Origin of the sequence: Trichococcus pasteurii (assembly GCF_900112935.1) — a bacterium.
Lineage (GTDB): Bacteria > Bacillota > Bacilli > Lactobacillales > Aerococcaceae > Trichococcus > Trichococcus pasteurii.
Genome location: NZ_FONM01000004.1, coordinates 18,062 through 37,318 on the forward strand (window position 1 = coordinate 18,062; position 19,257 = coordinate 37,318).

Annotated in this window: 14 protein-coding genes and 1 riboswitch; all 14 genes read left to right on the forward strand. The window is 48.2% G+C overall.

All coding sequences use genetic code 11. The annotated features are described in order from the left end of the window. Positions 1 to 77 precede the first annotated feature (77 nt). Complete coding sequence (locus BM184_RS05275) at positions 78 to 1,019, forward strand: alpha/beta hydrolase (protein WP_086942471.1); 942 nt, start codon at positions 78 to 80, stop codon at positions 1,017 to 1,019. Positions 1,020 to 1,180: 161 nt separating this feature from the next. Continuing rightward, positions 1,181 to 1,501 (forward strand): PadR family transcriptional regulator, encoded by a 321-nt coding sequence (locus BM184_RS05280; protein ID WP_086942472.1) that lies wholly within the window; start codon positions 1,181 to 1,183, stop codon positions 1,499 to 1,501. Then, the gene (locus BM184_RS05285) at positions 1,485 to 1,994 is read left to right on the forward strand and encodes a DUF2812 domain-containing protein (RefSeq protein WP_177208550.1); all 510 of its coding nucleotides are present in this window, start codon (positions 1,485 to 1,487) and stop codon (positions 1,992 to 1,994) included. The genes BM184_RS05280 and BM184_RS05285 overlap by 17 nt, the downstream gene beginning before the upstream one ends. Positions 1,995 to 2,153: 159 nt before the next feature. Further along, positions 2,154 to 3,707 carry a sodium/proline symporter gene (locus tag BM184_RS05290; RefSeq protein ID WP_086942474.1) on the forward strand — a complete coding sequence of 518 codons (1,554 nt, stop codon included), beginning with the start codon at positions 2,154 to 2,156 and terminating at the stop codon, positions 3,705 to 3,707. Positions 3,708 to 4,009: 302 nt separating this feature from the next. Beyond that, positions 4,010 to 5,125 carry an FUSC family protein gene (locus BM184_RS05295; RefSeq protein WP_177208551.1) on the forward strand — a complete coding sequence of 372 codons (1,116 nt, stop codon included), beginning with the start codon at positions 4,010 to 4,012 and terminating at the stop codon, positions 5,123 to 5,125. 180 nt (positions 5,126 to 5,305) lie between these two features. Then, a riboswitch (SAM riboswitch) is annotated at positions 5,306 to 5,441 on the forward strand. Between the two features lie 86 nt (positions 5,442 to 5,527). After that, positions 5,528 to 7,069, forward strand: a complete 1,542-nt coding sequence (locus BM184_RS05300; protein WP_218150982.1) for an aminotransferase class I/II-fold pyridoxal phosphate-dependent enzyme — start codon at positions 5,528 to 5,530, stop codon at positions 7,067 to 7,069. Positions 7,070 to 7,117: 48 nt separating this feature from the next. Beyond that, complete coding sequence (gene speB / locus BM184_RS05305) at positions 7,118 to 7,975, forward strand: agmatinase (protein ID WP_177208552.1); 858 nt, start codon at positions 7,118 to 7,120, stop codon at positions 7,973 to 7,975. A 341-nt stretch (positions 7,976 to 8,316) separates the two neighbouring features. Then, on the forward strand, positions 8,317 to 12,894 hold the full coding sequence (gltB, locus tag BM184_RS05310) for a glutamate synthase large subunit (protein ID WP_086942476.1): 4,578 nt from the start codon (positions 8,317 to 8,319) through the stop codon (positions 12,892 to 12,894). A gap of 14 nt (positions 12,895 to 12,908) precedes the next feature. After that, positions 12,909 to 14,390, forward strand: coding sequence for a glutamate synthase subunit beta (locus tag BM184_RS05315; RefSeq protein WP_086942477.1), 1,482 nt, complete (start codon positions 12,909 to 12,911; stop codon positions 14,388 to 14,390). Positions 14,391 to 14,817: 427 nt separating this feature from the next. Then, positions 14,818 to 16,395, forward strand: a complete 1,578-nt coding sequence (locus tag BM184_RS05320; RefSeq protein WP_086942478.1) for a hypothetical protein — start codon at positions 14,818 to 14,820, stop codon at positions 16,393 to 16,395. Positions 16,396 to 16,557: 162 nt separating this feature from the next. Continuing rightward, positions 16,558 to 17,526 carry a tocopherol cyclase family protein gene (locus tag BM184_RS05325; RefSeq protein WP_086942479.1) on the forward strand — a complete coding sequence of 323 codons (969 nt, stop codon included), beginning with the start codon at positions 16,558 to 16,560 and terminating at the stop codon, positions 17,524 to 17,526. Positions 17,527 to 17,560: 34 nt separating this feature from the next. After that, on the forward strand, positions 17,561 to 18,001 hold the full coding sequence (locus BM184_RS05330; protein WP_086942480.1) for a VOC family protein: 441 nt from the start codon (positions 17,561 to 17,563) through the stop codon (positions 17,999 to 18,001). A 51-nt stretch (positions 18,002 to 18,052) separates the two neighbouring features. Next, positions 18,053 to 18,460, forward strand: coding sequence for a secondary thiamine-phosphate synthase enzyme YjbQ (locus BM184_RS05335; RefSeq protein WP_086942481.1), 408 nt, complete (start codon positions 18,053 to 18,055; stop codon positions 18,458 to 18,460). A gap of 86 nt (positions 18,461 to 18,546) precedes the next feature. Continuing rightward, positions 18,547 to 19,158, forward strand: coding sequence for an NUDIX hydrolase (locus tag BM184_RS05340; protein ID WP_086942482.1), 612 nt, complete (start codon positions 18,547 to 18,549; stop codon positions 19,156 to 19,158). The last annotated feature ends 99 nt before the right edge of the window (positions 19,159 to 19,257 follow it).

Below are 19,257 nucleotides of genomic sequence, written 5' to 3' on the forward strand. Positions count from 1 at the left end.
CTAAATTGGAGAAAAGTATAGATTATCAATGCTTGTTAATCTACTTTATAACTTGATGCCAGAAGAGGGAACCACTCATGACAGCAACATCATTCACTTTCCAATCAAGCGACGGGACAGAAATCTTCGCGATGAAATGGTCGTCGGAAGACCCGCAGAAACCGAGAGCAGCCGTCCAGATTGCCCATGGCTACGCAGAACATATCGGACGCTATGATGCTTTTGCACATCGACTGGCGGAAGCGGGAATCGTCGTCTACGGAAACGATCATCGTGGCCATGGCAAAACGAACAGAAATGCCAGCGAAGCGATCTGTTTTTCGGATGAGGCGGGATTCGACAAGGTAGTCGCGGACATGCGGGCGCTGACTGAAATCATCCAAGCAGAAAATCCCGATATTCCGCTGTTCTTGTTTGGCCACAGCATGGGCTCTATGTTGACCCGACGCTACATCCAGTTGTACGGAGACGATCTTGCCGGCGCAATTCTATCCGGTTCTGGAGTGTTTTCGAATGCCTTGCTGAAACTGGGGACAGTCGTGGCAGCGTCAGAAATCAAAGGAAAGGGTCGCGCCCATCCAAGCCGTTTGCTGGACAAACTGGTCTTCCAAAACTTCAACCGGGGCTTCAAGCCCGCTCGGACGGATTTGGATTGGCTCAGCCGTGACGGAGCAGAAGTCGATCGGTTCTTGGCGGATCCATTGCGCGGCAAAATTGGCTCAGCCGGCTATTTCCATGATTTCTTCAGCGGTTTGCTGGCCATGAACGATTCCGCGAATATCCGATCGATACCGAAGGATCTGCCGCTGCATTTCATTTCTGGAACTGCCGATCCGGTCGGGGGTAGGGTCGGAAAAGGCATCATCCAGACATGCAGGGTTTACCAACATGTTGGCCTTCAGGATGTGAGCTACAAACTATATGAGGGTGCCCGTCATGAACTGCTCAATGAGACGAATAAAGATGAAGTAGCGCAAGACATAATCGAGTGGATTTTTGCTCGTTTAGAATCCCTTTGATCGGCATAAAAATTTTAAGCTTGCCTGATTTTTCCGGAATTGGAGAAACCAGGTAAGTTTTTTTGATTTATATGTGTTAGGAGGTAATTCGTTGACAAATACATCGGGAGACGATATATTATATATAACGATACCCGATATATCGGAAGAGGAGATATGTGATGGGAGCACCACTTACGGAATCGATGTTTTATATCCTGCTTTCTCTGCTGCAGCCGAACCATGGTTACGGTATCATGCAGCAGGTTGAGGAGCGGACGAAGGGCAGGGTCGCTCTGGGAGCCGGCACGCTTTATGGCGCATTGAACACGCTATTGGAGAAAAAATGGATTACGCTGCATAGTCAGGATGATACGTCCCGCAAAAAGAAGGAATATCTGATCACGGCACTCGGAAAAGAAGTTCTGAATGAGGAAATCGCCAGACTGGGCGAACTTTTCGAAAACGGCAGAAAGGCGATGGAAAATGATAAAAAAATTTAAGCTCTACTACGACAAAGACAAGGAAGAAGCATTCCTGAATGAGATGTCCGCAAAAGGCTACGCCATGAAACGTTTTTTCTTGGGATTGTATACTTTTGAAAAATGCCGACCCGGTGAATATACTTACAGGGTAGATCTCATCAGCGATAAGACGGTCGAGCAGCGCAATGAATTGTACGATCTGGTGCAGGATTCGGGTGGGGAACTCGTACAGACCTGGGGCATCTGGGCATTCTTCCGAAAAAAAGGCAATTTTGAACTCTATACGGATCCGGAAAGCCAAATCAAACAATTCCGACGCATCAGAAAGAAATTTGCCGGGCTAGCCTTGCTGGAATTTGCAATTGCGATCCCACAATGGTTCAGTTTTGTTGAGATGAGTGAATCAATGTACCTTTATGCGGCATTGCTGTTGACTTTTCTGGGTGGCGTCATTCTGAAGCAAGTCGGGACATGCACAAAGAAAATAACCGAACTTGAAAAATTGAGTTAGGTACTAATTATTTTCACTATAAGAGTATTGTTACTGCTTATCCTGAAAATAAGGTTGCTTACAATTTTACTCTTGTGCTATGATGGCTGAGTGAATTCATTAAATTTTAATTAAATTAGAATGATGAAACATGTCATTATATATTTTTGGAGGTAACTTATGGATAAAGCATTAATTTTTATAGCGATGGCCGGCTATATGTCAATCATCATCGGTATCGGTTTTTATTACTACAAGCGATCAAACGAAAGCTCCGATAATTTCTTCTTGGGCGGACGCAGTCTGGGCCCTTGGGTCGCCGCAATCAGTGCGGGAGCTTCGGACATGAGCGGTTGGCTCTTGATGGGACTTCCGGGCGTAGCTTATTGGTCAGGATTGTCCGACGCATTCTGGACAGCGATTGGGTTGGCACTGGGAACAGCGCTGAACTGGATCATCGTCTCGAAACGGTTGCGTCATTATTCCGAATCAGTAGAAGCAATCACGTTGCCGGAATTCTTCAGCAATCGATTCCATGAGGACAAGCGCGTTATTTTGACGGTATCGTCGACGTTCATTTTCGTCTTCTTTTCTGTCTATGCAGCTAGCTGTTTTGTAACGGTAGGGAAGCTCTTCGCAACCTTGTTCGAAGTGCCTTACATCCCGGTTATGATTGCCGGAGCGGTGTTCGTCGTGTTCTACACATTCATCGGCGGATTTTTGGCTGAGAGTGTTTCTGACTTTATGCAGGGCATCATCATGATTGCGGCTTTGGCTGTTGTTTTGGTCGGAGGCGTCGTGCATGCCGGTGGTCCCGGAGCGGTCATTGATAACCTGAAAGGCATCCCAGGATTTTTGGATTTCTTCGGTATCGCAACACCGACATTGATTGATGGCGTGCAACAGTCAGATGGCGCGTTGGCTGCCTTTGGACCTGCAGGCAAATATGGACTGATCACGATTGCATCAAGCATGGCTTGGGGACTTGGGTACTTCGGTATGCCGCAAGTGCTGTTGCGCTTCATGGCAATCCGTTCGGCCGATGAAATCAAGCAATCACGCCGAATCGGCATCATCTGGTCATCGCTTTCATTGACCGCTGCCGTCCTGATCGGTCTGATCGGACGTTCGATGTTCCCGATGGCATTGACGACTGCTTCCACTTCGGAAACGATCTTTATCGAGATGGCGACTTTATTGTTCCCGCCGCTATTGGCAGGAATCGTCATGTCAGGCATTTTGGCTGCAACAATCAGTTCAGCGGATTCTTATCTGCTGATTGCCGCAAGTGCATTTTCAAAAAATATCTACAAAGGCGTTTTGCGCAAGGATGCTTCCGATCAGCAAGTCATGGCGATGACGCGGATGATTTTGATCGTTTTGGCGATTCTGGGCATCATCATCGCTTTGGATGAGAACTCCGTCATCTTCACGATCGTATCCTTTGCGTGGGCGGGCTTCGGTGCGACCTTCGGACCATTGATGCTGTTCTCCTTGTTCTGGGAAAAAACGACACGTCAAGGCGCTATCGCCGGCATGTTGACAGGCGGAATCGCTGTGTTCGTGTGGAAACTTCTGATCAAACCGATCGGCGGCGTATTCGGCATCTACGAACTTTTGCCGGCATTCATCCTTTCCTGCGTGGCAATCGTGATTTTCTCCCTAATCGGTGAAAAACCGTCCGCTGCGATGGAAGAGGAATTCGAAATGGTCAAAAGCCAGTCGAAAGCCTAAATACTGATTTTCAGCTAATGAAAAAAACAATCCCCAGCGGATTGTTTTTTTTTTGACTTGTTAAATAGCTTGAACCTCGGAATTTTCGGAAAATTGTCACATAATCGATGTGAACGGTCCTCTTAGTTGTGATAAGCTGAAACAGGGACGTTAGGGTAATTTTCTGTAAACAAAAGTCATTTTCGACAAGGCGAACGGAAGTGGCGCTCAAAATATTAATGGGACAGGACCGAAGCAGCGTTTATGTTTAATAAGCCTGTTTTTTTATTTTTCAAAGTTGAATGAAAGAAAAAAATAAAGGAGTGGGAATTATCAAAAGACACATCAAAGAGATGCTGCACATCAGACAAACAGACGATACATTGACGCGGGTGATCGGTTCCGGGCTGAGTACAGCAGTCCCGTTGATCATCGGACTGATGGCGGGGAATATGCGCATCGGGACATTCGGGGCTTTAGGAGCATTCGCCTTCCTTTCTTTTCAGCCGTTTACGCCGACGAAGCTAGCGAAACGCATCCTTAAGGCAGGGCTTGCCATCATGGCTGGATTCTTGGCAGGGGCCATTTCCACATTCATTCCTTGGATGATACCGATCACGATCAGTCTGGTCAGCCTGATCGGATTCTTGGTTGTCCGTGTGTTGCATATCCCGAATCCAGGCGCTTTCTTTGTCGTCATGGTGACGTCCATGGGTGCAGGCGTGAAATTGGACATTCCGGGCATGCTGCAAGCGGTCTCCTTCGTAGGCATTGGGGTAGCGGCATCCATCTTCTGGGCTGTTTTGGCGGTCATCTTCAACAACCGCGTCCTGAACCGTCCCTATCGGAACGACACCCGGAGTTACCAAGAGCACCTTTATGATGCAGTTGAGAATGACTCGGAATTATTGCTTTCCTCCGTGCATCATGCGGGCATCCTGTTCCTTGCGACGTATCTGGCCCATTCTTTAGGGATAGGCAACTTCTATTGGGTTGCCGTCTCCTGCGCAGCGGTACTGCAGGGGCGCGAACTGAAGGTCATTTTCCATCGTCATGTGCAGCGGATAGTCGGCGGAATGGTGGGGCTGGGCATCGGAATATTTCTTTTCAGTCTGCACTTCAGCACGGTTGAAACGGTCGTTGTGTTGATCATTTTGAACTTTTTTGTGGAGTATGCGATGGTGCGCAATTATGGCTTGGCGAACTTCTTTACGAATCCATTGGTTTTGCTGCTTTCTAACCTGTCAAGCAGCGCGTTCGAAATGGATTTGATCGGATTCCGTTTCTACGGATTGGTGCTGGGCAGCATCGTCGGATTTGCCGGGGCAGCATTGATTTCATTCGCAATGGGTATGTATCAAAAAGAATTGAAATTGGCTCATAAGTATCATAAGCGTCAGGAAACGACCTTAGCTTCAAAACAATCAGAACAAGAATAACGCCTGTACGAACGACTTTTGGGCTATGGGACGGTTAATCCGCGGATTATATGAATGTTCATAAACAAATGTCGATACATCGTTCGGGAAAACCGCGTGAAAAAATTTATAATTTTATGTCCAAAATCATTGACATATACGCTATATTTGTATAGAATTTAGCTTGCATAAATTGAATATCTCTTATTAATAGCCGTTGAGACGAGGGGTCGAAGATACGGTGGCAAACCAATCAATCTAATTATTTTGCAGTACAGATTGATATTGGGTGCCCAACCTGAGCGTAGGATTATCCAAGTCCTATGAGCAATAAGAGGAAAAGCAGCTGATAGATATCGAAGCTTTCCTTTGGTTGGAGAGCTTTTTTTATGCCCATTTTTTATATCAAAGGGGGAAATCTATTTGGCTGAAAAGGTTTTATTCAATTCAGACACTTATTTGGAAGGTCATTCTGATAAAATTACTTACCAAATTTCTAACGTTAAACCAAAAAATATTACACATATCAAAATGCCGCTTTTTGAAGCGCTTGTTAAATATGCGAAACAGGACGTTACGCCTTTCGATGTCCCTGGACATAAAATGGGTGTGCAGATGACGCCATTTAAAATGGCAGTCGGTGATATGACGATGCAGATGGATGTCAACTCCATGAAAGAATTGGACTTGTTGAGCCATCCGCAATCCGTCATAAAAGAAGCACAGGAATTGGCTGCAAAAGCATATAATGCCGATCAGGCCTATTTCTTGGTGAACGGTACGACTGTAGGCATCCAAGCGATGATCATGAGCGTGGTGGGGCCGAACGATACGATATTGGTTCCCCGCAACTGCCATAAATCAGTGATGAACGGGTTGATCCTGAGCGGCGCAAAGCCGATCTTCATCCAGCCCGAAATGGATTTAGCCTTCGGAATTTCTCACGGTATCTCCGTGGAACGCATCATCAAAGGCTTGGATGAAAATCCTAAGGCGAAAGCTCTTTTGGTCACTTATCCGACTTATTTCGGTTCTTTGAACGATCTGGAAACGATCTGTGATATCGCGCATGAACGCGGTGTCGTTGTCATCGTCGACAGTGCGCACGGAGCGCATCTGCCGTTCATGCCCGGAAAAATGAAGGATCCTATGAAAGCCGGAGCCGATGCGGTGACTTATTCCATGCACAAAACCGGCGGATCCTTGACGCAGAGTTCCTTGATGGTGATGCAAGGGGATCGCATTTCCGCAACGAAATTACAAAAAGTGCTGAACATGCTGCAATCGACCAGCGCGAATTACCTGTTGATGAGCTCCATCGATGCTGCACGCAGCGAACTGGCGATGTACGGCAAAGACCGCTACAAAAAACTGCGCCCGATCGTCAGCGAAGCCATTGAAGCGATCGAGGCATTCGGCGACTATGAAGTGTTGAAAGCCGACTACATCAAAGATAAATTCGACCAGACTTATGACTGGACCAAAATGGTGATCCGTGTCAACGACATCGGCCTGACGGGCTTCGAAGTCTACACGATCATGAAGGAAGAATACGGCATCCAATTGGAGCTGGCTGAAGGCTACGTCGTGATGGCGGTCATCAGCACAGCCGATACACGCGAATCGATCGGGAGACTGGTCGATGCCTTGCTGGACGTCCGCAGACGCTACAAAAAAGCAAGCCAACATTTCGATGCGCACGTGATGACTTGCAGCATCAACGAATTGGCCTGCAGCCCGCGTGATGCCTTCTATGCCGACAATGAAGTGGTCAGCATCGACGACGCAATCGGCCGCATCAGTGCCGACTCGATCATGATCTACCCGCCAGGAATTCCGTTGATCATCCCTGGTGAAGTGATCTCCGAAGCGGTCGTGCAGCATTACCACTACTACAATGAAACATTAGGCAATGTCCTGACTGAGGAAAAAATGCCTCATCAGATCAAAGTCCTGAAAGATTAAGCAATCGGAACAACAATCAAATAGCATACAGTTGGAGGACGGCAGAAAGTGAAAAATAACATGAACATCCAGACATTTATCGGCTGCGAAGCTTCCTTTGAAGAAGCATCCACCGTATTATTCGGGATCCCATTCGACGGAACAACCAGCTTCAGACCAGGCACGCGCTTTGCGATGCAGGCGATCCGCCAAGATTCATTCGGCTTGGAAAGTTATTCCCCTTATTTGGATCGTGATCTTGAAGAAGAGGCCATCCATGATGGCGGAGATCTGGATCTGCCTTTCGGCAACACAGAGCGCGTTTTGAGCGATATCGCAACCTATACAAAAGAAGTTTTGGATAACGGCAAGAAATTCCTGATGGTCGGCGGCGAGCACCTCGTGAGCCTTCCTACCATCGAAGCAGCTTATGAAAAATACCCGGATCTGCATGTCATCCATATCGATGCCCACACAGATCTGCGTGAAGACTACATGGGCGAATCCTTGTCGCATGCTTCGGTCATCCGCCGTTGCTTCGACTTCCTGGGAGACGGCCGCATTTTCCAATTCGGTATCCGTTCCGGCTTGAAGGAAGAATTCGAATGGGCGAAAGAGCACACTTATATGGAGAAGTTCTCCATCGATACATTGCCGCAGATTGTGCAGCAATTGAAGGATGTTCCCGTTTATGTGACGATCGATCTGGACGTATTGGACCCAGGCACTTTCCCTGGAACCGGCACACCTGAACCAGGCGGCATCACCTATAAGGAATTGTTGGCGGGTATCGCTGCGTTGCAGGACTTGAACCAGATTGTTGCAGCCGATGTCGTTGAACTTTCTCCGCAATATGATCCGTCAGGCGCTTCGACTGCCATGGCCTGCAAGACCATCCGGGAAATGCTTTTGACACTGACTAAATAGAACGAAATCAATTACCCGACCTTCAAAATAATCAAGGTCGGGTATTTTTTAATAAAAATCATCTATTCTCATTCAGAAAGTCATGTTGAATCCATCTTGCATTAAAAAGTCATGAAAACGGTAATTGTTTACATGGTGATGTTATGAAATCTATCACGAATCAGTAATCGGCAAGTATGATGTATAATTGTGTTATATCAAATGTTTTTCCCAAAGTTAATATTGTTACTATCAACAAAAAGATGCAACTAATTGTGAAAAAATGAATGAAAATGGATTGTATTTAAATTAGAGTTTGATTATAATATCAGAATAACATAATAGAAAGTAGGGACGCCGAAATGAATAGTTACACTCCTCCACAAAAACAAGGAATGTATGATCCCGCCTACGAGCATGATGCATGCGGTATGGGATTTGTCGTTGATATCAATGGAAATGGCTCTTATAAATTAGTCTCTGATGCGTTAGATTTATTGGAAAATATGGAGCATAGGGGTGCTTCCGGCGCTGATGCCAAAACAGGTGACGGAGCAGGTATCATGGTGCAGATTCCTCATCATTTTTTCAGCAGGGAGTGCGACGTCCTGGGAATCCATTTGCCTAAAAAAGGCGATTATGGAGTAGGGATGCTCTTTGCCCACAAATATGAGGATCTACGTCACGAACAAATGAGAATGGTGGAAGAGATCATCACTTCCGAAGGTCAAAAAGTGTTGGGTTGGCGTGAGGTTCCGATCGACAGCTCCGAAATCGGTGTGACTGCAAAAGCAGCTATCCCGCGTTTCATCCAGGTCTTTGTCGGTAAAGGAAATCCTGAAATGACTGAAATGGATTTCGAACGCAAATTGTTCGTCATCCGTAAATTAGCAGAAAAACAAATCGTGCCGATGAGTGAAAAAAGAGGCGGCTCGTTCTATTTTGCCAGCTTCTCTTCGAAAACGATCGTCTACAAAGGGATGCTGACTGCAGAGCAATTGCGCAGCTTCTATCTTGATCTGACGGATTTGGACTTCACATCCGCTTTGGCGATGGTCCATTCCCGTTTCAGTACGAATACTTTCCCGAGCTGGGAAAGAGCCCATCCGAACCGTTACTTGATCCACAATGGCGAAATCAACACAATCCGCGGCAACATCAACTGGATGCGCGCCCGTCAAGGCAGCATGTCCCAGGATTTGTTGGATGCCAGCGAAAAAATCTATCCGATCGTCGACGAAACAGGGAGCGACTCTTCCCAATTCGACAACAATCTGGAATTCTTGTATCTGAACGGCCGCTCATTGCCGGAAGCTGTCATGATGATGGTTCCTGAGCCTTGGGAAAAGAACAAAACAATGTCGAAATCCAAAAAAGATTTCTATAACTTCAACAACTTCCTGATGGAACCATGGGATGGCCCTGCAGCAATGGGCTTCACGGATGGCGAAATCGTCGGAGCGGTGTTGGACAGAAACGGTTTGCGTCCGTCGCGTTACTATGTGACGAAAGATGATCGCGTAATCCTTTCATCTGAAGTAGGTGTCGTAAATGTGCTTCCGGAAGATGTAGCCTATAAAGGCCGTCTGGAGCCAGGCAAGATGCTGTTGATCGATACGAAGCAAAAACGTATCATTTCGGATGAAGAAATCAAAGAAACGGTCGCTGCTAAGCAGCCGTACGGTGAATGGGCTGAGAAGCACATTTCAAAAATGAAGGACTTTGCGCCAGCTCCAACGACAGCGACGGTTGCTCCTGAAGAACTGTTGCACCAACAGAAAGCTTTCGGTTATACGTTCGAGGACATCCAGTTATTGATCAAACCGATGGCCGTTACAGGTGGCGATTCAGTCGGAGCAATGGGGATCGATTCTCCGTTGGCAGTCCTATCAGACAAACCACAGATGCTTTATCTGTACTTCAAACAATTATTTGCGCAAGTTACGAACCCTCCGATTGATGGAATCCGTGAGGAAATCGTTACTTCCGATACAATGCTTGTCGGAAATTGCGGTAACCTTTTGGACCCGGACAATGCGGACACGCATGCCATCTACTTGGATAGCCCGATTTTGACGGATTCTGAACTGGCGAAAATCAAAGCACTGCAGGACGACAAATTCAAAACGGTCACTCTTTCCCTTCTTTACCGCATCGAAGAAGATGCGAAAGGGATGGAAAAAGCTTTGGAACGTCTTTTCAGCGCGGCTGACAAAGCCATTGCCTCAGGCGCCAACATTTTGGTCCTTTCCGACCGTGGTGTGAACGCTGAATGGGCAGCCATTCCAGCTTTATTGGCTGTTTCCGGTCTGCACCACCATTTGATCCGCGAAGAAACACGCACGAGCGTCGGCCTTGTGCTGGAATCCGGTGAACCAAGAGAAGTGCATCACTTCTGTACATTGGTCGGATACGGCTGTAACGCGGTCAATCCTTATTTGACTTTTGCAACCATCCGCGAACTTGCGGAAGAAGATCTATTGGACGGACTGGATGCTGAGGCAGCGGAAGCGAACTATATCCACGCTGCTGTCCACGGCATGTCCAAAGTATTGACTAAGATGGGTATTTCAACAATGCGCAGCTATCACGGTGCACAAATTTTTGAAGCACTGGGAGTCAACAGCGAAGTTGTCGCTAAATACTTCACAGGGACGCCTACCCGCATCGAAGGTATCGGTCTGCAGGAAATTGCTACCGAAAACAAAATGCGTCATGACAGTGCCTATAAAGCTACAGCGCCTTACAGCGAAACGCTGGGAGTGGGCGGCCATTTCCAATACTCGGCCATGGGTGAAGAACACTTGTACAATCCGAGCACGATCTACCGTCTGCAGCAAGCGACTCGCCAAGGGGACTATGAGCAATACAAAGAGTTTTCTCGCGAAATCAATGCTGATACAAACGCGTACACATTGCGTCAACTGATGCAATTCAAGCCAAATGCTCAAGATGCGATTCCGATCGAGGAAGTCGAATCTGCTGAAAGCATCGTGAAACGCTTCAAGACCGGAGCGATGTCTTACGGTTCGATCAGTATCGAAGCGCACCAAACGTTGGCGATCGCAATGAACCGTCTGGGCGGCATGAGCAACTCTGGTGAGGGTGGAGAAGATCCGCGCCGCTTCGAGTTGGATGAAAACGGAGATTCCCGCAACAGCGCCATCAAGCAAGTCGCTTCCGGACGTTTCGGCGTAACGAGCCACTACTTGGTGAACGCGAAGGAAATCCAGATCAAGATGGCCCAAGGTGCAAAACCGGGTGAAGGCGGACAATTGCCAGGACCGAAAGTATATCCTGAAATCGCCAAAACACGTGGCTCCATCGCGGGTGTAGGCTTGATTTCACCGCCTCCGCATCACGACATCTACTCCATCGAAGATTTGAAAGAATTGATCTTCGACTTGAAGAATGCCAACCGCGATGCGCGCATCAACGTGAAATTGGTTTCTGAAGCCGGCGTCGGTACGATCGCTGCAGGTGTTGCAAAAGCAAATGCCGATACAATCCTGATCAGCGGTTATGACGGCGGTACAGGTGCAGCACCTAGAACCAGCATCCGCAATACTGGCTTGCCGTGGGAACTGGGCTTGGCTGAAGCGCACCAAACATTGGTGTTGAACAAATTGCGTGACCGCGTCCGCGTCGAAACGGATGGTAAATTATTGACTGGTCGCGATGTTGCGATCGCATGTATGTTGGGTGCCGAAGAATTCGGCTTTGCGACGACACCGCTAGTGGCTATCGGCTGCATCATGATGCGTGTCTGCCACCTGAATACATGTCCAGTGGGTATCGCAACGCAGGATGAAACATTGCGCAAAAACTTCCAAGGCAAACCGGAATACGTCGTGAATTTCATGATGTTCGTTGCCGAAGAATTGCGTGAAATCATGGCTAAATTAGGCTTCCGCACAATCAATGAAATGGTCGGACGCAGCGACAAGCTGAAGATGAAAGAAAATGTGAAGCATTGGAAAGCGAAGACAGTCGATCTGTCCAGCGTATTGTACCAACCATATGCAGCACCGAATGTCGGCAGATACAACATGACGGAGCAAGACCATGAATTAGAGAAAACATTGGATATGCGCCGTCTGTTGAGAATCGTGAAACCGGCCATCGAATCGAAGAAACGCATCGTCGCGAAATCAGCTATCCAAAACATCGACCGCGTTGTCGGAACCATCATCGGCAGCGAAATATCGAAAAAATATGGTGCTGAAGGCTTGCCTGAAGATACGATCCAATTGACCTTCGTTGGTTCGGCAGGACAAAGTTTCGGCGCATTCATTCCGAAAGGGATGACATTGACGCTGGAGGGCGATTCGAATGACTACATCGGTAAAGGTTTGTCCGGTGGTAAAATCATCGTACGCGTACCGAATGAGGCTACATTCGCACCTGAAGAAAACATCATCACCGGTAACGTCGCTTTCTATGGCGCAACCAGTGGTAAAGCATACATCAACGGAATCGCCGGAGAACGTTTCTGCGTCCGTAACAGTGGCGTGGATACTGTTGTTGAAGGAATCGGCGACCACGGTTGTGAGTACATGACTGGCGGAACGGTTCTGATCATCGGAAAAACCGGTCGTAACTTCGCTGCCGGGATGTCGGGCGGGGTAGCTTATATCCTTGATTTCGACGAAAACAACCTGAACATGGAAATGGTCAGCGCAACGACAGATTTGAATGACACAGAGCATGACACAATCAAGCGCATGCTGCAGGAGCATATGATCTTCACTGGAAGTCCAAAAGCGCAAAGCATCTTGGCTAGTTGGGATCAAATGAAATCCCGCTTCACTAAAGTCATCTCCAACGACTACAAGTTCATCCTGGAAAACATCGAAATTGCGAACCAGATGGGCATCACCGGTGAAGACGCAATGCGTTATGCCTTTGATGAGCGCTACAAACCAGTTGTGACAAACTAAGGAGGAGGGATAAGATGGGAAAAATTACTGGATTTAAGGAATATAGCCGTTCCAATTATGAAAAGATTTCTCCGGAAGTCCGCATCAAAAATTGGGGCGAAATGCGTGAAGAAACATCAGAAGAAAAAATTCGGACCCAAGCGGCCCGTTGTATGAGCTGTGGCATTCCGTTCTGTTCAGCAGGCATCATGCTGCCGAACGGAGCGTCCGGTTGCCCGTTGCACAATCTCATCCCTGAATGGAATGACATGGTGTATCGCGGTCAATGGAAAGAAGCTTATGAGCGTTTATCTTTGACCAATCCGTTTCCGGAATTTACAGGACGTGTCTGTCCTGCTCCTTGTGAAGGATCTTGTACATTGGGGCATATCGATGAACCCGTTACGATCAGCAGCATCGAATACGAAATCATCGAACATGCTTTCCAGAACGGTTGGGTTAAACCGGCTAAAGCTCCAGCTACCGGCAAACGCGTTGCGGTTGTCGGCTCCGGTCCTGCCGGTCTCGCGACTGCGCACTACTTGACTTCAGTTGGGCATGCGGTCACTGTCTTCGAAAGAAGCGACCGTCCGGGTGGTTTATTGATGTATGGTATCCCGAACATGAAATTGGACAAGGATATCATCCAAAGAAGACTGGACATCCTGGAAGAAGCTGGCGTGGCATTTGTCTGCAATACAGAAGTCGGTAAAGACATCACTGCACAGGAATTGGTTGACACGTACGATGCAGTCGTTCTTTGCGGCGGCGCAACCCGCGCCCGCGGCATCAATGTCGAAGGCAATGACGCTAAAGGCGTACACATGGCCATGGACTTCCTGACTGCAAACACACAAAATATCCTTGCAGGCGAAACACAGGAAAGCAAAATCAGCGCCAAAGACAAACACGTCATCGTAATCGGTGGCGGGGATACCGGTACAGACTGTGTCGGCACATCCATCCGTCATGGCGCGAAAAGCGTGCATCAATTCGAGATCATGCCGGAAGCTCCGGATAAACGTGACACAAACACGAATCCGTGGCCAGAATGGCCTAAAAAGCTGAAAACGGACTATGGCCAAGAAGAAGCGATCTACTTGACCGGCTCCGATCCGCGCAGCTATGAGATCAACACGACCAAGATCGAAAAGAATGAAGCAGGCGAAGTTACGGCTGTCCATACTGTACAGATCGAATGGAAACGTGATGCGTTAGGCAGAATGAATCCGGTAGCCATCGAAGGAAGCGAAAAAGTCTGGAAAGCGGACCTGGTTCTGCTGGCTATGGGCTTCACCGGTCCTGAAGATACCATTCCGGATGAATTAGCTTTGAAACGCGATTTGCGCAGCAATATTCAAGCGACAGAAACCGACTACAAAACAAACGTGGAAAAAGTCTTTACCTGCGGCGACATGCGCCGCGGACAAAGCTTGGTCGTATGGGCACTACAAGAAGGAAAACTAGCAGCAGGCGAAGTGGACCGTTTCTTATCAGGCGATACTGACATCTACTAATCAATTGAAAAAAACCGAGGCAGCGGGCATTCGCTGCTTCGGTTTTTTTGTCGTTTTTTGGTGTCGTGGGCGAGGGAGCGCCTGCTCCTGTGGGGGATGCGTTTGGCCGGAGGAGGGGATCGGCTAGGAGTACCTAACTCCGTCGAAGCCGTTGCTGCCGGAGGAGGAAGTCGAAAATCTATGCCAACTCAGGTGAGCCTCAGCCTGGCCGGAGCACACGCCCGTCCCGGGGTGCAATCCGCCGGTGAACCCGAATTTTCTGCATTCGCAGGAGCATGGATCAAGCGGTCCAATATTTTCCCGATGGCCTAAATAATCCCATATATTGAAAGTCGAAATATAACTCAAAAAAATGGTATAATACTAGCATCAAATCCTTAAGTGATTTATCAAGGAAGATTCACAGGAAAAGAAAGGGTGCAGAGTTGTGAAAAATTGGAAAAGTGTGGCGATTGCCTATGGCCTGCCGGCAGTCATTCTTTTAGGATATTGGTACTCGGCGTTGACCCCGGTGTCGATCCAGTCGCCGGAGTTTTGGACGAATATGTTTTTGTATTTGGTCGCAAGTGCGGCATTGATGAACATTTTGGATCGGACGAAAGCCGATAAGGTAAACAAAGTTACCGGAGCCATCATCGGAATCAGTATTGTCTTCTTGATTGGTGGGATGCTATTTGGTTCCCAAATTTTCAGGGCCAAGGATTATGCCAGCTTGCTTACGCATACGGAAGGTAATTTTGAGGAGGACCTGACCATCACGGACCCTTCGCAGATACCGACGATCGACCGCGATATGGCGGAGCGTCTGGGAAGCCGTAAGCTTGGCGAAGTCCTCAATTTGGTATCGCAATTCGACGTCAGCACGGAATACACGCAGATCGCTTATAAAGGCGATTCTGTCCGCGTTTCGCCATTGGAATACGTCAGCTTTTTCCGGTGGTTGAACAACCGCGCCGATGGCATTCCGCATTATGTGACCGTCGACATGGTGACGGGGGATTCTGAATTGGTGAATCTTGAGAAGAACATCCATTATTCCCATTCCGGCTATTTCGGGGATGACATCACAAGGCACATCTTTTTCAATTATCCGACTGTGATGTTCGAAAATCCGGTCTTTGAATTGGACGAAGAGGGCAATCCTTATTACATCGCGCCCATCGTTGAAAAGAAATTCAGCTTCATGGGGCCCAAGGAAGTCGTCGGCGTGTTCGTCGTGGATGCTTCTTCCGGCGACATCACGCGCTACAGCGTTGCCGATGTGCCTGATTGGGTCGATCGCGTGTTCCCTGCGAACATGGTGATGACGCAGATCAATTACAACGGGCAATACCAAGGCGGATACCTGAACAGCGTCATCAGCAAGAAGGGTGTCATCCAAAACGCGGATGGCTACAACTACATCGTGCTGAATGACGATCTGTACCTATACACCGGCTTAACTTCCGTAGCGGCGGATGAATCGAATATCGGTTTTGTGCTGGTCAATTCAAGGACCAAGGAATCGAAACGCTACAACATCAGCACTGCGACCGAATGGAGTGCCATGGAAAGCGCGCAGGGGTCGGTGCAGGAAAAAGGCTATATCAGCACATTCCCGCTTCTGTTCAACATGGAAAACAAACCCGTCTATCAATTGTCCTTGAAGGATGATGCCGGGTTAATCAAAATGTACGCCTTTGTAAATGCGACGAACTATCAGAAAGTCGGGACCGGCAATTCCTTGGCTGCTGCTTGGAACGCCTATACCGGCGGCGTCGTTTCCACTACAACCGACGAAGAGGAAGAGGTCGTCGAGACGGAAACCCTCAGCGGTGCCATCACCGCCATGGAATCAGTCGTCATCGACGGTGAAACGACCTATTACTTCATGTTGGAAGGCGATGCAGAAACCATTTATGTCGCTAAAGTATCCATCGACAAGCAGTTGCCGTTCATCAAAGCCGGCGACACTGTGACGATAGAAGTGGACGGCGCTCGCGTCGTATCCATCATCAAACAGTAAAATTTTACAAATGAATCAGGCTGCTCCGGTAAATGACGCTGGAGTGGCTTTTTTGCGTATACCGAGAAAAAATGACTGCGCTGCAAATGCAAAAAATTGACGGAACAATGGGTGTTGTTGCATGATAAAGATAAGAATGCATGCGAAAGGAAGCGCTGCGCCATGGCGAATAAAGTGACCAATTCGATTCTGTTTCAAGGAGACCTGAAAAAGCAAGGCCCTTATTTTGAAGGGTGGTATTTCAAGAGTGTGTCGGCAGATGAAAAGACCGTGCTCAGCCTGATTCCGGGAATATCCCTTACCGATGAAGATCCACATTGTTTCATCCAATATTCCTATGTCCATAGCGGAGAAGCGCTCGAAAAAGAGCTGCGGACCGGCTACATCCGCTACCCATTGTCTGCGTTCATATGCAACCGGAGACCTTTCGTGCTGAAAGTCGGCAACAGCGTCTTTTCGGAAACGCTCGTCAGTGTGCACCTTGAGGATGCTGATTTCCAGATAGAAGGCATCCTGAAGCTGGGACATTTCCAAACGATCAAACGGACACCGGCGTCGCCATCCATCATGGGCTTCTTTGCTTACATCCCGAACATGGAATGCTATCACGGCGTCATCAGCATGAATCATGCTATCGACGGAACTGTGGCGATCGGAACCAAGACCCGTGATTTTACAGGCGGCAAAGGCTACCTTGAAAAGGACTGGGGAACGTCTTTCCCGCAGGAGTATGTCTGGATCCAGTGCAATCATTTCCAGGACGAGGGGACCAGCCTCTTCTTCTCGGTGGCAAAAATCCCTTTTCGCGGATCCTCGTTTGAAGGGTTCATCTGCAGCTTCATCGTGGATGGGATCGAATATCGTTTTGCTACCTATAACCGCAGCAAATTCACTCTGGGCCTGTTGACAGATGACCGTATCGAAATCGAAGTTTCGCATGCATCCGCCTCCCTCACGATCTGTGCGGAAGTGCTCCACGGAGGGGCATTGTTGGCGCCGACCGAGAAAGGGATGAACAAAATCGTTAAAGAAGGACTGTCCGGTATCGTCACGGTCGACTTCACCGACAAAAAAACCGGGAAAAATTATCATGACGTCGGGAACGTGGCCGGCATTGAAGTAGTGCGTTAATTATAAATAATGAAAAATGAAAGAAGGAATCCGTATGTTGACAAGCTTATTCCCTTATCTGAATTTCGACGGCAACGCCAAAGAGGCAATGCATTATTATGTTGAGGCCCTTGATGGCGAACTGCTTGGCATGACAACTTTCGGGGAAGCCCCGAAGGACGATTCAGCCGCGGCTGAAGAATTTTCCTTGCCGCCGGGTGTGGAGGATCTGGTCATGAATGCACAGATCAAATTGAAGAATGGCGCCATGCTGATGATTTCCGATGTTTTCCCTGGCATGCATTTCCAACCGGGCAACCACATCTCGTTGACGCTGACATACGATGATGTGGAGGAAGCACGGACCGTCTTTAATCGCTTGGCTGAGGGAGGATCCATCGGCATGGAGCTCCAACAGACTTTCTGGAGCCCGCTGTACGGTAGCCTGACTGACCGCTACGGCGTCGAGTGGCAGATTTCGGTCGACGCAGTTTGAGTTACTGAGTTTCATGAAACTGTTTGATGTTGCAGAATGGAGGGGAAGAGGATGAGCCAAAATCTGTTTACCTACCGTATCCAGACGAGTGGCAAACAGTCGCTGACGAACATCGATGTCTATCTCGAGGACGCTTTGGCGAAAAGCGGCGTTAAGGACGGCATCATGGTCGTCTTCTGTCCGCACACGACAGCCGCCATCACGATCAATGAAAACGCCGATCCGGATGTTCAGAAGGACCTGAATTGGGGTTATACTGACACGTTTCCGAACAAGGGGAGCTACAGGCACGTCGAAGGCAATTCCGATGCCCACATCAAGTCTTCCTTGACAGGCGTCAGCGAAACGATCATCTTGACGGAAGGAAAGATGCTGTTGGGGACTTGGCAAAGCATATACTTCTGGGATTATGATGGCCCGCGCAACCGCAAATTCCACGTGAAGATCATCGCCGGATAGATTTGAAAAGGATTCGAGCATATTATTTCGAATTCGAGATAATAACGGGTATAATGTAAGAAAAACAAGCGGTAGGTGATGGCATAATGCTGGAGGATATAAAAAAAATATTGGCGGAACACGAACCCGAGCCGATCGGGGAACAGCGCTATTTCTCCGTCCTGCTCCCTTTGATCAGGGTGGACGAGGCGCTTCATGTCCTTTATGAGGTGCGGGGCGAGCATATCTCCCAACCAGGGGATACCTCATTCCCGGGCGGTGCAGTGGAGCCGGGAGAGAGCTTTGAAGAGACGGCAATCCGGGAAACAATGGAAGAGCTGAACATAAAAAGGGACAATATCAATATTTTGGGGGAAATGGACTATATCATGAATGAGCGCGCGATCATCCATTGCTATGTCGGGGAAATCGTCGGCGTGGACAAGGATGATATCCGCTTCAATAAAGAAGTTCAGGAAATTTTCACGGTGCCGCTCCAGTATTTCATGGATAACCGGCCGACTTACTACTCTTCGACGGTCCGGTTGGAGCACCCGGATGATTTCCCGTTCGAACTGATTCCGAACGGCAGGGACTACAAATTCAGGATCGGCGTACATAGCGTCCCGTTCTACCATCTGGAGACCCATCGACTCTGGGGATTCACCGCGAACCTGACCGACCGTTTCGTGAGCATATTGGAACAAACTGAAAATTAGAGTGCAGAATAAAAAGCATGAGCCCATTCATTTGAGGGCTCATGCTTTTTGCGATAGATAAAGGCACCGTGCTTGCCTGTTCGGGTGACGAGTACTTCT

What these genes read in the sequence shown, in the direction of transcription:
- BM184_RS05340 (WP_086942482.1), top strand. Translation starts at nt 18,547, where the DNA reads ATGCTGGAGGATATAAAAAAAATATTGGCGGAACACGAACCCGAGCCG.
- BM184_RS05335 (WP_086942481.1), top strand. Translation starts at nt 18,053, where the DNA reads ATGAGCCAAAATCTGTTTACCTACCGTATCCAGACGAGTGGCAAACAG.
- BM184_RS05285 (WP_177208550.1), top strand. Translation starts at nt 1,485, where the DNA reads ATGATAAAAAAATTTAAGCTCTACTACGACAAAGACAAGGAAGAAGCA.
- BM184_RS05280 (WP_086942472.1), top strand. Translation starts at nt 1,181, where the DNA reads ATGGGAGCACCACTTACGGAATCGATGTTTTATATCCTGCTTTCTCTG.
- BM184_RS05315 (WP_086942477.1), top strand. Translation starts at nt 12,909, where the DNA reads ATGGGAAAAATTACTGGATTTAAGGAATATAGCCGTTCCAATTATGAA.
- gltB (WP_086942476.1), top strand. Translation starts at nt 8,317, where the DNA reads ATGAATAGTTACACTCCTCCACAAAAACAAGGAATGTATGATCCCGCC.
- BM184_RS05275 (WP_086942471.1), top strand. Translation starts at nt 78, where the DNA reads ATGACAGCAACATCATTCACTTTCCAATCAAGCGACGGGACAGAAATC.
- BM184_RS05330 (WP_086942480.1), top strand. Translation starts at nt 17,561, where the DNA reads ATGTTGACAAGCTTATTCCCTTATCTGAATTTCGACGGCAACGCCAAA.
- BM184_RS05290 (WP_086942474.1), top strand. Translation starts at nt 2,154, where the DNA reads ATGGATAAAGCATTAATTTTTATAGCGATGGCCGGCTATATGTCAATC.
- BM184_RS05325 (WP_086942479.1), top strand. Translation starts at nt 16,558, where the DNA reads ATGGCGAATAAAGTGACCAATTCGATTCTGTTTCAAGGAGACCTGAAA.